The sequence below is a fragment of the Glycomyces sambucus genome, from assembly GCF_900102815.1.
In the GTDB taxonomy this organism is placed as follows: Bacteria; Actinomycetota; Actinomycetes; order Mycobacteriales; family Micromonosporaceae; genus Glycomyces; species Glycomyces sambucus.
This window is the reverse complement of the sequence record NZ_FNGF01000003.1, coordinates 125,253-138,249: the sequence shown is the minus strand read 5'-3', so window position 1 is coordinate 138,249 and position 12,997 is coordinate 125,253. Positions and strand designations below refer to the sequence as shown.

13 protein-coding genes are annotated in these 12,997 nt (G+C 73.4%); 11 read left to right on the top strand and 2 right to left on the bottom strand.

Annotated elements, in window-relative coordinates:
• Complete coding sequence (locus BLS99_RS27380; RefSeq protein ID WP_091048283.1) at positions 1 to 603, bottom strand: acyltransferase; 603 nt, start codon at positions 601 to 603, stop codon at positions 1 to 3.
• Positions 604 to 855: 252 nt separating this feature from the next.
• On the opposite strand from BLS99_RS27380, the gene BLS99_RS10375 reads away from it, so the two are divergent.
• The 11 genes from BLS99_RS10375 to BLS99_RS10325 all read left to right on the top strand — a co-directional run bounded on the left by BLS99_RS10375 (position 856) and on the right by BLS99_RS10325 (position 11,871).
• Positions 856 to 2,334, top strand: a complete 1,479-nt coding sequence (locus BLS99_RS10375) for a glycosyltransferase family 4 protein (protein ID WP_218126409.1) — start codon at positions 856 to 858, stop codon at positions 2,332 to 2,334.
• A complete protein-coding gene (locus tag BLS99_RS10370) occupies positions 2,327 to 3,538 on the top strand; it encodes a glycosyltransferase (protein WP_091048280.1) in 1,212 nt (403 codons plus the stop codon). Before BLS99_RS10375 ends, BLS99_RS10370 begins: the two co-directional genes overlap by 8 nt.
• Positions 3,535 to 4,077 carry a hypothetical protein gene (locus BLS99_RS10365; RefSeq protein ID WP_091048278.1) on the top strand — a complete coding sequence of 181 codons (543 nt, stop codon included), beginning with the start codon at positions 3,535 to 3,537 and terminating at the stop codon, positions 4,075 to 4,077. Before BLS99_RS10370 ends, BLS99_RS10365 begins: the two co-directional genes overlap by 4 nt.
• Positions 4,067 to 5,398 (top strand): glycosyltransferase, encoded by a 1,332-nt coding sequence (locus BLS99_RS10360; RefSeq protein WP_091048274.1) that lies wholly within the window; start codon positions 4,067 to 4,069, stop codon positions 5,396 to 5,398. Before BLS99_RS10365 ends, BLS99_RS10360 begins: the two co-directional genes overlap by 11 nt.
• The gene (locus BLS99_RS10355; protein ID WP_091048272.1) at positions 5,395 to 6,045 is read left to right on the top strand and encodes a hypothetical protein; all 651 of its coding nucleotides are present in this window, start codon (positions 5,395 to 5,397) and stop codon (positions 6,043 to 6,045) included. Before BLS99_RS10360 ends, BLS99_RS10355 begins: the two co-directional genes overlap by 4 nt.
• Positions 6,046 to 6,349: 304 nt before the next feature.
• The gene (locus tag BLS99_RS10350; protein ID WP_143034746.1) at positions 6,350 to 7,942 is read left to right on the top strand and encodes a glycosyltransferase family 4 protein; all 1,593 of its coding nucleotides are present in this window, start codon (positions 6,350 to 6,352) and stop codon (positions 7,940 to 7,942) included.
• A gap of 135 nt (positions 7,943 to 8,077) precedes the next feature.
• The gene (locus BLS99_RS10345; RefSeq protein ID WP_091048267.1) at positions 8,078 to 8,998 is read left to right on the top strand and encodes a proline dehydrogenase family protein; all 921 of its coding nucleotides are present in this window, start codon (positions 8,078 to 8,080) and stop codon (positions 8,996 to 8,998) included.
• Between the two features lie 133 nt (positions 8,999 to 9,131).
• Positions 9,132 to 10,859 carry a gluzincin family metallopeptidase gene (locus tag BLS99_RS10340; protein ID WP_143034745.1) on the top strand — a complete coding sequence of 576 codons (1,728 nt, stop codon included), beginning with the start codon at positions 9,132 to 9,134 and terminating at the stop codon, positions 10,857 to 10,859.
• 203 nt (positions 10,860 to 11,062) lie between these two features.
• Complete coding sequence (locus BLS99_RS10335) at positions 11,063 to 11,266, top strand: helix-turn-helix domain-containing protein (RefSeq protein ID WP_091031906.1); 204 nt, start codon at positions 11,063 to 11,065, stop codon at positions 11,264 to 11,266.
• A gap of 144 nt (positions 11,267 to 11,410) precedes the next feature.
• Positions 11,411 to 11,512 carry a 30S ribosomal protein bS22 gene (locus BLS99_RS10330; protein ID WP_081687713.1) on the top strand — a complete coding sequence of 34 codons (102 nt, stop codon included), beginning with the start codon at positions 11,411 to 11,413 and terminating at the stop codon, positions 11,510 to 11,512.
• A gap of 44 nt (positions 11,513 to 11,556) precedes the next feature.
• Complete coding sequence (locus tag BLS99_RS10325) at positions 11,557 to 11,871, top strand: DUF2516 family protein (protein WP_091048260.1); 315 nt, start codon at positions 11,557 to 11,559, stop codon at positions 11,869 to 11,871.
• 202 nt (positions 11,872 to 12,073) lie between these two features.
• On the opposite strand, the gene htpX is transcribed toward BLS99_RS10325, so the two are convergent.
• Complete coding sequence (gene htpX / locus BLS99_RS10320; protein ID WP_091048257.1) at positions 12,074 to 12,934, bottom strand: zinc metalloprotease HtpX; 861 nt, start codon at positions 12,932 to 12,934, stop codon at positions 12,074 to 12,076.
• Positions 12,935 to 12,997: the final 63 nt, after the last annotated feature.

The window sequence follows — 12,997 nt, the reverse complement described above, 5'->3', positions numbered from 1 at the left end:
TCAGGACTCCTTCTCGATCTCGATGAGCGTGCCGTCCTTCTCCTGGAACCGGTCCCCGGTGTCGGGGCAGGTCCAGCCGCCGTCGCCGTCCGCTTCGAGGCGGCGGCCGGTGCGGCCGATCCACCCCGCCCGCTTCGCGGGCACGCCCATGACGAGCGCGTAGTCCGGGACGTCCTTGGTGACCACGGCCCCGGCCGCGACCATCGCCCAGCGGCCGATGCGCACCGGCGCGACGCAGACCGCGCGCGCCCCGATGGAGGCGCCCTCGGCGACGTCGACGCCCACGGCCTCCCAGTCGTGCGCGCGCTTGACGGTGCCGTCGGCGGCGACCGCGCGCGGGTTGTGGTCGTTGGTGAACACGGCGGCGGGCCCGACGAACACGCCGTCGGCGAGCGTCGCGGGCTCGTACACCAGCGCGTAGTTCTGGATCTTCACGTTGTCGCCGATGCGGACCCCGGTGCCGATGTAGGCGCCGCGGCCGACGACGCAGTTGCGGCCGAGGCGGGCGTGCTCGCGGATCTGCGCGAGCTCCCACACCGAGGAGTCGTCGCCGACCTCCGCGCTCTCGTGCACCTGGGCGGTTTCCTGGACCCTGTAAGGCATTCGCTGCTTCCTGCGGGTTCGACGGCGGGGGCCGCCACGGGATCGGACCGCCTGAGTATACGAGCCGCCTTTCACGGCCGCCCCGGGTCAAGCCGGGGCCCCGGGCCCGCCCGGGCGCGGGAACGGCGGGCGAACGGCGGCGCGCGGGTGTCCGAACGTTAGGGAAACGCCAGGTGAAGCGGGGCGTTCCGTACGATGTGCCTGCCGGACGGCCCTACGGTCCGGCGGACGTAAGGTGAACTCGGAGGAACGATGGTGCACCCCCGGCGGATCGTGATGCTCGTGCAGAACGGCGTCACCGGTGATTCGCGCGTGCAGAAGGAGGCCGAGTCGGCCGCCGCGGCCGGCTACGAGGTCGTCCTGCTCGGTGCCTCCCCCAGCGGCAGGGCCGAGGAGTGGGCGCTCGGCGGCGCGACGGTGCGCCTGGTGCCCGTCGACCGCGTGTTCGACCGCCGCCGCCACCAGATGCGCCGCGGCTGGCTCCGCTCCCCGCTCGCCTACCCGCCCGGGCCGCTCGCGTCCTACCGGCACCGGCAGGCCCGCGCTTGGCGCGCCGACCTCGACACCGACCGCGCCCGCGGCGCCTCAGCGCTGTCCTTGGCCCCCCGCGAGGCCGCGTACCGGGCCTTCTGGGCCTGGACCGGCCTGCGCCGCAAGGCCACCCGCAGGCTCGAAGCCGACCGGGCCGCCGCGGCGGGCCGCGTCGACCGCCTCGCCGCGTCCTTCTGGAAGGCGGCCATGGGCGACCGCGCGTGGCGCCGCCTCGACCCGGCCCTGTGGGACCTCGAACTGTCCTTCGGGCCCGTGGTCGACGCCCTCGCGCCGGACCTCATCCACGCCAACGACTTCCAGATGCTCGGCGTCGGCGCCCGCGCGAAGCTCCGCGCCGCCGCGGCCGGGCGCGACGTCAAGCTGGTGTGGGACGCCCACGAGTACCTGCCCGGCATGAAGTCCTGGAAGCACCACCCGTGGTGGAAGGAGGCGCAGCTGCGGCACGAGCGCGAGTACGCGCCCCACGCCGACGCCGTGGTCACCGTCTCCGACACGCTCGCCGAGATGATGCGCGAGCGCCACCGCCTCCCGGCCCTGCCCGAGGTGGTCATGAACGTGCCCGACACCAGCGGTGGCGTCGAGCGGCCCGAGCCGGGCCTGCGCGAGCGCTGCGGCATCGGCCCGGCCGTGCCGCTCATGGTCTACAGCGGCGCCCCGCTGGAGCAGCGCGGCCTCCATATCCTCGTCGAGGCGCTGCCCGCGCTCCCGGACGCCCACGCCGCGCTCGTCGTCTCCTACCCGCACTGGCGCTACGTCAAGCGCACCCAGGAGCGGGCCGCCGAACTCGGCGTCGCCGACCGCGTCCACGTCCTCTCCTACGTGCCCCACCGCCAGGTGGTGCCGTTCCTCGCGGAGGCCGACCTCGGCGTGATCCCCATCCACCACTGGGGGAACCACGAGATCTCCCTCATCACCAAGTTCTTCGAGTACTCGCACGCGCGCATCCCCGTGGTCGTGTCCGACGTGAAGACCATGTCCGAGCTGGTGCGCACCACCGGCCAGGGCGAGGTCTTCACCGCTGAGGACACCGCCGACTTCACGCGCGCGGTCACCGCGGTCCTGGACGACCCCGAGCGCTACCGGAAGGCGTACGCCGAGCGCGTGCCCCTGGACGAGTGGACCTGGGACGGCCAGGCGAAGCGCCTCACCGGACTGTACGGGCGGCTCCTCCATGGCTGAGGCGCAGCGCCGCGTCGCGGTCGTCACCCCCTGGTACCCCGAGCCGCAGGTCACGTACTCGGGGTCGTTCGTCCGCGCCCAGGTCGAGGCCGTCGCCGGCGGCTGCGCCGAGCTCGACGTGTACCACCTGAAGAGCTGGCCCGTCGGCGAGGTCGAGGCGCCCCTGGACGCGGACCCCGAGGTCATCGCCCTCCACGAACGGCTCCTCGCCCGCTCCGGGGTGCGCCTGGCGACCGCGGGCGGCGCCGTCCTCCACCGGGTCCCGACCCTGACGCCCCGCGACACCGCCTGGATCACGCACTCGGACGCGTCCGCGCGCTGGCTGCGGACGTTCCTCGGCGGGCGGCCCCTGGAAGCCCCGATCGTGCACGCGCACGTCCCGATCACCGGCGGCTGGGCCGCGCTGGAGAACGCCGCGCCCGGCGCGCGCGTCCACGTCACCGAGCACGCCTCGTTCCTCGACCGGGTCCTGGAGCAGCCGGCCGCCCGCGCCCGCTACGAGGAGGTCCTGGAGCGCGCCGACGGGTTCTACGTCGTCGGCGCGCCCCTCCACGACCGCATCGCCGCCGAGTTCCCGCACCTCGCCGGGAAGCTCCGGTACATGGCCAACCCGATCGACTTCCGGTCCCCGCGCGAGGCGGCCCCGGCCGCGCTGCGCCGCTGGATCTCGGTCGCGGCCCTGAACGAGCGCAAGCGGATCGACTACCTCCTGGAGGCGTTCCGCCGCTGCCGCGCGGCGCACCCGGACCTGGAGCTCACCGTCGCCGGGGACGGGAAGCTCCGCCCCGGACTCGAAGCGCTCGCCCGCGACCTCGGCGTCGACGACGCCGTCTCGTTCATCGGCTCGGTCGACCCCGCGCAGGTCCCGGGCCTCATGGCCGCGCACGACCTGTTCGTGCACACCAGCCGCCACGAGACCTTCGGCGTGGTCGTCGTGGAGGCCCTGGCAGCCGGGACCCCGGTCCTGGTCACGCGTTCGGGCGGGTCCGACCAGGTCCTGGAGGGCATCGAGGCCGAGGCCGGGCGGCTGTTCGACGTCGACCCCGACCCGGACGCCATGGTCGCCGCCTACACGGACCTGCGCGAGCGGTACCCCGCCAAGACCGACGTGCCCGCCGCGCGGGAGCGCCTGCGCGCCAAGTACTCCTACGAAGCCGTCGCCGCGCGCCACTACGAGGCGTGGGACCGGGAGGAGCGCCGATGACCACCATCGTGTTCGTCGCCCCCAAGAGCGCCTGGCGCCGGGCCCTCGCCACCGAGACGCGCGCCGCCGCCGACGCCGGGCACCGCGTCCGCCTCGTCGCCGAGGAGGGCCCGGCCTGGGAGGAGACCCCGCTCGACCCGCGCGTGGAGGTCGTCTGGACCGGCGCCACCGCGGTCCGCGCCCCCGAGTCGGCCGCCGTCGCGCTCCTGCTCAACCGCCTCCCGCTCGGCGTGCTCCGCCGCGCCGGGCGCGGGCCCCTGCGCGGGCCCGCGGCGCGCGCCGCCGCCCGCTGGAGGCGCGCCGTCCTCGCCCCGCTCACCCGCCGCCGCTGGCCGCAGACGAAGGCGCTGCGCGAGGCCCACCGGCTCGCGGCCGTCACCGCGGCCCTCGCCGACGGCGACTTCGACTGGATCGTGCTCCACGAGCCGCAGGCCGTCGAACTCGGCGTCCACTGGCTCCCGGCGCTGCTGGAGGCCCGGCCCGACCTCGTCACCACCTTCTCCTTCGAGCCCCGAGCGGAGGCCCCCAGTGGCCGCTGACCGCCCCCGCCTGCTCTACCTCGCGTACTACTTCCCGCCCTCGCGCGCCAGCGGCGTCTACCGGGCCCGCGCCACCGCGAACTACTTCGCCGAGGCCGGCTGGGACGTCACCGTCGCGCGCGCCCCCGACCGGTTCTTCACCGACGTCGTCGGCTCCCTCGACGAGAGCCTGGTCGCCACCGTCGACCCGCGCATCACCACCGTCCAGCCCGACCTCGACTTCTTCCCCTGGGAGACCGACGTCCGCCGCTTCGGGCCCCTGCGCGGGAACTTCCCGTTCCTCGCCAAGCGCCTCCACAGGTGGCGCCAGCGCCTCGCGTTCCCCGACGCCTACCACTCCTGGGGCGACGCCGCCGTGGAGGAGGGCCTGCGGCTCCACCGCGAACGGCCCTTCGACCTGGTCGTCGCCACCGGGAACCCCTTCGCGTCCTTCGCCGCCGCCTACCGCCTCGGCAAGCGCACGGGCCTGCCGTACGTCGTGGACTACCGCGACTCCTGGACCCTCGACCTGTTCGCGAACGCCGACGCGTTCGGGCCCGGCCACCGCGCCTGGGGCTGGGAGCGGCGCATCCTCGGCGGCGCCGCGGGCGCCCTGTTCGTCAACGAGGCCCTGCGCGCCTGGCACGCCGAGCGCTACCCCGAGGCGGCCGAGCGGATGCGCGTGGTCCTCAACGGCTGGGACCCCGACGTCCTCGCCGAGGAGCCGGACCCGCGCCCCCGCGACGACGCGCCCCTCTCCTACGCGTACGTCGGCACCATCACCAAAGTGCAACCGGTGAAACCCCTGTTCGAGGGCTTCCAGCGGATGACCGCCGCCGGCCGCCACCCCGGCGCCCGCCTCGACCTGTACGGCCACCTCGGGTTCTTCGCCGGCAGCCGCGCCGCGCTCGCGGCCGAGTTCGGCCTGGGCGAGGCCGAACCGGACGGGATCGCCTACCGGGGCCCGGTCGCCAAGGCCGAGATCGGCCGCGCGTACGCCGACAGCGACGTCCTCGTGTTCCTCGCGGGCGGCTCCAAGTACGTGACCTCGGGGAAGATCTTCGAGTACATGGCGACCGGCAAGCCCGTGGTCTCGGTCCACGAGCGCGGCTGCGCCGCAGAGGAACTGCTCGCCGACTACCCGCTGTGGTTCGCGCCCGGCAGCCTCGACCCCGAGGACGTCGCCCGCGCCATGGCCGAGGCGGGCGACGCCGCCCGCAAGACCGACCCCGAGACCGCCGCCGAGGCCCGCGCCTACGCGGCCTCCTTCACCAGGTACCGGGCCCTGGAGCCCTTCGAGGCGTGGTGCCGCGACCTCGCGGCGAGAGGAGGCCGGCGGTGACGGCGACCCAGGCGGCGACGCAGGCGACGGACCGGCCGAGCCCGCGCGTGGTCCTGCTGCTGTTCGGCAACGGCGCGGTCAAGCGCGCCAACCGGTACGCCGCGTACGCGTGCGAGCGGGGCGTCCGGGTGGAGGCGGTGGTCGCCGACGGCCAGCGCTGGCGCCGGGCCCTGGAGATCCACCCGATGGTCGCGGTGCACTCGCTCGCGGCCCCGGAGAACCGGCTGCCGGGCGTGTGGCTGTACGAGACGCTGCTGGAGCGGGTCCCGGGCGGGGTGCTGCGCCGCCTCGACGGCCGCGTCCCCGGCGGGAACGCCGCCGCGCGCCTGCACCGCAGGGCCACGACCTGGCTGCGCCGCAACGTGTTCTGGCGCGTCTACGGCCCGGTCCGCCACCACGCGCTGCGTCCGCTCGCGGTCCGGCGCCTCGCGCGGCTCGACCTCGCGTCGGCCGACCGGGTGGTGTGCCTGGAGGAGGCCACGGTCCCGCTCGGCTGGTCGATCGCCAAGCGCTACCCGCACCTGGCGGTGACCCGGGCGGTCGACCCGCAGGCGGCCCACGGCGACCTGCCGGTGACCGCGCCGCTGGAGCCGTGGGACCCGACCGACCCCGACCGGCCGAAGCGCGAGCCGTACCGCCCGCTCTGACCGGTGGACGGTCTCCGCGGCGCGGTGGCCGATCCCGGTCGGGGCGGCCGCGTCTCTGGGTCGGGACGTCGTCACCCTCGGACTGCGGCGTCCGTCCGTGGCCCGTCGCGGTCAGCTCGGCGGAATGCAGCGCGGCGCGCGGCGGCCCGTTCCGCGGCGGCGTGCGATGCCCCACCGCGGGGGACGCCCTCACGCTGCGTTCCCAGGTGCCGGGGTCGGAGTGCGGGCGGCTGCCTGCGGTACTGTCGATCCTTGTATTTCCCGTCCGGGCGCGCGCCCGGGTCGCCTGACGGAGGAGGGTCCGATGGCGGACGCGGAGCGGACCGGCCGCGGCAGAGTGGTCATGCTCGTCGACACCACGATCGACGGCGACTCGCGCGTGCAGAAGGCCGCCGCGTCCATGGCCGGCGCGGGTTGGGACGTGCACCTCATCGGCCGCACCGACGCCCGCAAGGGCGACCGGTACGACCTCGGCGGCGCCACCGTGCACCGCCGCCCCCTGCCCCCGCTGCCCCCGCGGAAGAACCTGCGGCAGATGATCGCGCCGTGGCGGTTCCCCCTCGCGTACCCGAACAACGTCCTCGCCGCACGGCACTGGGAGCGCCACCGCATGGACGCGGGCGACGCCGAGCAGCGCCGCTACGCCGCCGGGCGCGGCCTGCCCGACGGCGGCGCCCCCCGCGCGCTGCACAGGCTCGCGGTCCGCCTGCGCCGCAAGTGGCTCCGCGCCCGCGTCGACCAGACCGGCGCGATGGTCGCCTGGATGGCGCCCCGCGACCACGGCCGCATCGAGCGGTTCGAGATCGCCTGGTGGCGCCGGCTCCTCGGCGACCGGGCCTGGCGCAAGCTGGAGCAGCTGCCGTACCAGTACGAGCTCGCGTACGCGCCCCTCGTCGACAAGCTCAAGCCCGACCTCGTCCACGCCCACGACTACCGGATGATCGGGGTCGCGGCCCGCGCGGTCGCCCGCGCCGCGGCCAAGGGCCGCAGCGTGCGGCTGCTGTACGACGCCCACGAGTTCCTGCCCGGCGTCCAGGCCCCGAACCCGCGCTGCCAGGTCGCCCGGCCCGGCTACGAGCGCGAGTACCTGCCGTACGCCGACGCGATCGTGACGGTCTCGCCGCGGATCGCCGAACTGCTCGCCGAGACGCACGGCCTGGCCGAACTCCCGGGGGTGGTCCTCAACGCGCCGCCCCGCCCGGACCCGGCCCTGCCCGCGCCCGAGAGCGGCGACGTGCGCGCCGCCTGCGGCCTCGGCCCGGAGGTCCCGCTGGCGGTCTACTGCGGCGGCGCCTCCCCGGCCCGCAGCCTGGAGACCCTGGTCGAGGCCCTGCGGTTCGCGCCGGAGATGCACGCGGCGTTCGTGGTCCACACCGTCACCGGGCCGTACGTGGACGGCCTGCGCGAGCGCGCCGCCGCGTTCGGCGCCGCCGACCGCCTGCACTTCATGGGCTACGTGGACTTCCGGGTCCTGCCGCGGTTCCTGTCGACCGCCGACGCGGGCGTGCACCCGCTGCGGACCGGCCCGGTCAACCACGAGCTGGCCCTGCCCACGAAGCTGTTCGAGTTCATGCACGGCGGGCTGCCCGTGGCGGTCACCGACGTCGAGGTCATGTCCTCGCTGGTGCGCACCCTCGGGATCGGCGAGGTGTTCCGCTCCGAGGACGCCGAGGACCTCGCCCGGGCCCTGCGCGCGATCACCGCCGACCGGGCCCGCTACGCCAAGCCCTACGCCGAGCCGGGCTTCCTCGACGAGTACACGTGGGAGTTCCAGGCGAGGCGCTACGACGAGCTGTACCGGCGCCTCCTGGGCGTCCCGGCGGCCCCCGAGGCACCCGTGCGCGTCCCCGAGGCGCGAACCGGGCAATCGGAGCAGTCGCAGGCCGTCGGCCAATGAGAACCGAGGGCTGTTCTCGACTCCGCCTTGGAAGCTGAGCATCCCTCCGCTGATCCGGCTTGGTTTCCAATGTCGATGCCCTTGCGTTATGCCACTGTGACCTGATCCCGGTCGACGGGGAGCTACGCTGCACACATGCTGCGTTCTGTCATCCTCGCCGCCGCCAGGTCATCGAAGATCGAGCGCCTGGTCGGCACCGCGCCCGTGTCCCGGTCGCTCGTGCGCCGCTACGTCGCGGGCGAGACGACGGCCGAGGCGGTGGCCACCACCCGCGCCCTCGCCGCCGACGGACTGCTCGCCACGCTCGACTACCTCGGCGAGGACACCGTCGTCGTCGAGCAGGCCGACGCCACCCGCGACGAGTACCTGACGCTCCTGGCCGCCCTCAAGGGCGAAGGGCTCTCCAAGACCGCCGAGGTCAGCGTCAAGCTCTCCGCGCTCGGCCAGCGCATCGACGCCGAGCTCGCCTACGACCGCGCCCGCGAGATCTGCACCGCCGCCGCCGACGCCGGGACCACGGTCACCGTCGACATGGAGGACCACACCGTCACCGACTCCACCCTGGAGATCGTGCAGCGCCTCCGCGCCGAGTTCCCCCTCACCGGCGCCGTCCTCCAGTCCTACCTGCGCCGCACCGAGGACGACTGCAAGAACCACGCGGTCCCCGACTCGCGCATCCGCCTCTGCAAGGGCGCCTACAAGGAGCCCGAGACGGTCGCCTACCAGAAGGCCCTCGATGTCGACCGCTCCTACGTGCGCTGCATCAACGCCCTCATGGCCGGCGACGGCTACCCGATGCTCGCCACGCACGACCCGCGCCTCATCGAGATCGGCGTCGACCGCGCCCGCTGGTACGACCGCGACAAGGACACCTTCGAGTTCCAGATGCTCTACGGCATCCGCACCTCCGAGCAGCTGCGCCTCGCCGCCGAGGGCTACCGGATGCGCGTCTACGTGCCCTACGGCGACCAGTGGTACGGCTACTTGATGCGCCGCATGGCCGAGCGCCCCGCGAACCTCGCGGTGTTCCTCCGCTCACTGTGGACCAAGTCCTAGGGATCGGGGCCCGGCCGGAGGCGGCCCGCGCCGCCACCGGCCGCTCCCACCTGCGCCGGGATCGATGGACGCCCAGCGCACACCGGGCGTTCGAGGCTCGCGGGAATTGCGAGCGGCGACTACAGTTGCGAACGTGACTCAAGCCCCCGAGGACTTCCCCCCGGCTTCCCCCGAGCAGCACCCCGCAGCGCCCGCGGGGGCCAACCCGCCCGGGCCCGCGCCGCTCGTGCCAGGCCAGCGCAGCGCCCCCGAGGCGCCCCGCGCCGCCGCGCCGGGCCCGGTCCTGCCGCAGGCCGAAGGGGCCGAGACCGCGCTCCCGCAGGCCGCCCCGATGCCGCCGATGATCGAGCCCACGCAGCCGCCGTCGGCGCTCCCGGTCGAGATGGCGCCCCCGGGCATGATGCACCCCGGCGCCCCGCCGCTCGCGCCCCCCGGATACGGGCACCCGATGCCCCCCGGCGTCCCGCCCGGCCCCATCCCCGTCAGCGCCATGCCCCCCTGGCCCGGCGGCCCCGCCGGCTACTACCAGCCCAGGCCCGAGCCGAAGCGCAACCACTTCGTCACGCTCCTCGTGGTCGTCGCCCTCGTCGCCTCCTCGGTCTTCGCGGGCGCGCTCGTCAACGGCTGGCGCCCCTTCGCGGGCGAGGCCGGCACCATCGAGGGCCTGGCCGTCGAACCCGGCGAGGGCACCGTCCCCAGCCCCGGCCCCGACGCCACCGCCGCCGAGGTCCTGGCCTACCTCAAGGAGCAGGCCGAACTCGTCCTCGGCGCCCAGTCCGAGTCGCTGGTCAACGGCAGCCTCGAAGGCTGGCTCGCCGCCTACGACCCGACCCTGCACACCCAGATGACCGGCCGCTACGAGTCGCTGCACCAGATGCAGGTCTCCCGCTGGGACTACCAGATCGCCTCGGGCCCCATCGAGGACGCGTCCGGCGCCGTCCCCCTCTACGACATCTCCATCGCGCTCTCCTACTGCTTCGTCGAGCCCGCCGACACGTGCAAGGCCGCCGACATCGTCTTCGACACGCGCTGGCGCGCCGACGACGCCGGCATGCGGATGATCGAGGTCTCCAACTCCGAGTTCGGCGAGGGCCCGCACCCGTGGGAGGTCACCGACCTGGTCGCCGCCGTCGGCGAGCGCACCGTCACCGCCGTCCCGGTCGCCATGGAGGCCCGCCTCGAGGAGGCGCTGGCGATCTCCGAGGCCGCGGCCGAGAACGCCGACCAGTGGGCGTACTGGGAGAAGCCCGACCGGTACGTCATCTACATCGCCTCCGACGAGGAGTTCGACACCTGGTTCGGCGGCATGTGGGACTCCGAGGACGTCCTCGGGTTCGCCCTGCCGCTCAACGGGACCGTGGGCGGGGAGCGCCAGCCCTCGACGTACGCCACGGTCATGGGCGTCGACCGCACCGGCTGGGGCGAGGGCCTGACCTCGGTCATCCGGCACGAGCTCGGCCACGCCGTGACCCTGTGGGCCGCGCCGTCCGAGCGGTACGCCGACGACACCTGGTGGATGGTCGAGGGCGTGGCCGAGTACATCGACCACGGCGACCGGGCGCTGGAGGACTACGACCGCATGTGGGACGTGCGCGACTACGTGGCCCAGGGCGGCTGCGCGACCGACATCCTGCCCCCGGACGAGGACGACGACACGCTCGCCGGCTCGGGCAAGTACGGCTGCGGGTTCCTCGGCGTGCACTACATGATCGACACCTACGGGGTCGACAAGTTCGCGGAGTTCTTCGGGATGACCGCCCGCGAGGGCACTCCGGCGGTCGACGCCGCCCAGACCGTGTACGGCGCGGACTACGCCGCGCTGATGGAGGAGATTACGGCATTCATTGCCCAGACGGTGTGAGATCGGGTGTTGCCGGGTGGCGCGGACTGCCGTAACATGAGCAACATCCCAATCGAAAGACATCAACGTCACGCTTCGTGACGACCGACTTGTTTCGGTTCATAGGGCATTCGCGTCCACCGCACCTCTAATACATCACACAACCCCACGTCCTTGCACAGGCAATAGTGCTCGCAACAGCCCTCGACAGAACGGTGAGACACATGAGCGAACCCGGGGACCTCCTCGACGAGGTCAAGTTCTTGACGGTGACGGAAGTGGCCGAGTTGATGCGCGTCTCGAAGATGACGGTGTACCGGCTCGTCCACAACGGTGAGATCGCGGCGGTGCGGGTGGGGCGCTCCTTCCGCGTCCCCGAGAGCGCCGTGAAGACCTACCTCTCCGAGGCCCTCCAGACGGACGAGTGATCCCGGCCGTCGGCCCTGGCCCCGCCACGCGCGAGCTGTGACGGGGCCTTCGCTCGAACTCGCCCGGCGAGGGGGCCGCCGGGGGGACGGGCTAGGCTGGTCGGGCTCTAACTATCGTCTAGTCAACACCTGTGAGGAAGCTCTATGGGCTCGGTCATCAAGAAGCGGCGCAAGCGCATGGCGAAGAAGAAGCACCGCAAGCTGCTCCGCAAGACCCGCGTTCAGCGTCGCAAGCTCGGCAAGTAGCCGAGCCGACCGGCTTCCGAGCACCTGCGGGTAGGCTGGGCCACATGCCAGAGTTCGATGCCGTGTTCGCCATCGAGGTCCGAAGCGTGATCTCGCAGATCATCGGGTACGGGGGCGCGCTCCTGTCCCTGATCGCCGTCATCCACTGCGCGGTGCAGAAACCGGAGGCGTTCAACGCCGTCGGCACCCTTTCGAAGGGCACCTGGCTCGGGCTCCTCGTGGTGAGTCTCGTCCTGTCGCTCCTCTTCGGCGGCTACGCCGGGCTGAACCTGTTCGCCCTCGTCTCCATCGCGGCGTCGCTGATCTACCTCCTCGACGTCCGCACGGGCATCAAGGACATCGGCGGCAGCATCTACTAGCCCCGCGGTGAACGCCGGAGCGACTCCTGATTTGCGCGAAGCCGCGTCAGCCTCAGGCTGACGCGGCTTTCGGTGTGCCCGTGGGGCGTTGGCGGGCGACGTCCTCGGTTCCGACGGGAGGCGCCTTCGGTTCTCAACGGGCGGCGCCTCTGGTTCCAAACGGACGATGCCTCTGATTCCTAACGGACCGCGCCTCTGATTCCTAACGGACGATGCCGCGGGCCATCTCCCGCAGGCGCGCCACGCGCTGGGCGGTCGGCGGGTGGGTGGAGAACAGGCTCGCCAGGCCGCCGCCGCGCAGCGGCGACTCGATCATGAGGTGCGACTGCTCGGCGATCCGGCTGTCGGCGCGGGCCGGCATCCGGTCGACGCCCGCGGAGATCTTCTCCAGGGCGCTCGCGAGCGCGAGCGGGTCGCCGGTGAGGCGGGCGCCGTCCGCGTCGGCCTCGTACTCGCGCGAGCGCGAGACGGCCATCTGGATGAGCCCGGCCGCGAGCGGGCCGAGGATCATCGTCAGCAGCAGCACGAGCGGGTTCGGCCGGTCGTCGTCGGCGTTGCCCAGCGGGATGAAGATCGCGAGGTTGGCGAGCATCGTGATGATGCCGGCGAGCGCGCCCGCGACCGAGGAGATGAGGATGTCGCGGTTGTAGACGTGCGACAGCTCGTGCCCGAGGACGGCCCGCAGCTCGGCGGGCGTGAGCAGCCGCAGGATGCCGTCGGTGACCGCGACGGCCGCGTGCTCGGGGTTGCGGCCGGTGGCGAACGCGTTGGGCTGCATGGTCGGCGAGACGTACAGGCGCGGCATCGGCTGCTCGGCGCGCTGCGAGAGCTCGCGGACCGTGGCGTAGAGCTGCGGCGCCTCGGCCTCGGTGACGGGCCGGGCCCGCATCGAGCGCAGCGCGATCTTGTCGGAGTTGAAGTAGGCGTAGGCGTTCATGCCCACGGCGATGACCGCGGCGATGACGACGCCCGTGGAGCCGCCGAGCGCGTAGCCGACGGCGATCACGATCGCCGACATCGCGCCGAGCAGCACGGCCGTCTTGAGGCCGTTGTGGTGCTTCATGGTGGTCGGATTCCCTCCTATGGGAAATGCAACGTCCCGGTCACACCCAGTATTTCCGGACGA

Coding starts and splice junctions, on each gene's coding strand:
- BLS99_RS10370 (WP_091048280.1), top strand. CDS start 2,327: ATGGCTGAGGCGCAGCGCCGCGTCGCGGTCGTCACCCCCTGGTACCCC.
- BLS99_RS10350 (WP_143034746.1), top strand. CDS start 6,350: ATGGCGGACGCGGAGCGGACCGGCCGCGGCAGAGTGGTCATGCTCGTC.
- BLS99_RS10330 (WP_081687713.1), top strand. CDS start 11,411: ATGGGCTCGGTCATCAAGAAGCGGCGCAAGCGCATGGCGAAGAAGAAG.
- BLS99_RS10325 (WP_091048260.1), top strand. CDS start 11,557: ATGCCAGAGTTCGATGCCGTGTTCGCCATCGAGGTCCGAAGCGTGATC.
- BLS99_RS10345 (WP_091048267.1), top strand. CDS start 8,078: ATGCTGCGTTCTGTCATCCTCGCCGCCGCCAGGTCATCGAAGATCGAG.
- BLS99_RS10365 (WP_091048278.1), top strand. CDS start 3,535: ATGACCACCATCGTGTTCGTCGCCCCCAAGAGCGCCTGGCGCCGGGCC.
- BLS99_RS10335 (WP_091031906.1), top strand. CDS start 11,063: ATGAGCGAACCCGGGGACCTCCTCGACGAGGTCAAGTTCTTGACGGTG.
- BLS99_RS10375 (WP_218126409.1), top strand. CDS start 856: ATGGTGCACCCCCGGCGGATCGTGATGCTCGTGCAGAACGGCGTCACC.
- htpX (WP_091048257.1), bottom strand. CDS start 12,934: ATGAAGCACCACAACGGCCTCAAGACGGCCGTGCTGCTCGGCGCGATG.
- BLS99_RS27380 (WP_091048283.1), bottom strand. CDS start 603: ATGCCTTACAGGGTCCAGGAAACCGCCCAGGTGCACGAGAGCGCGGAG.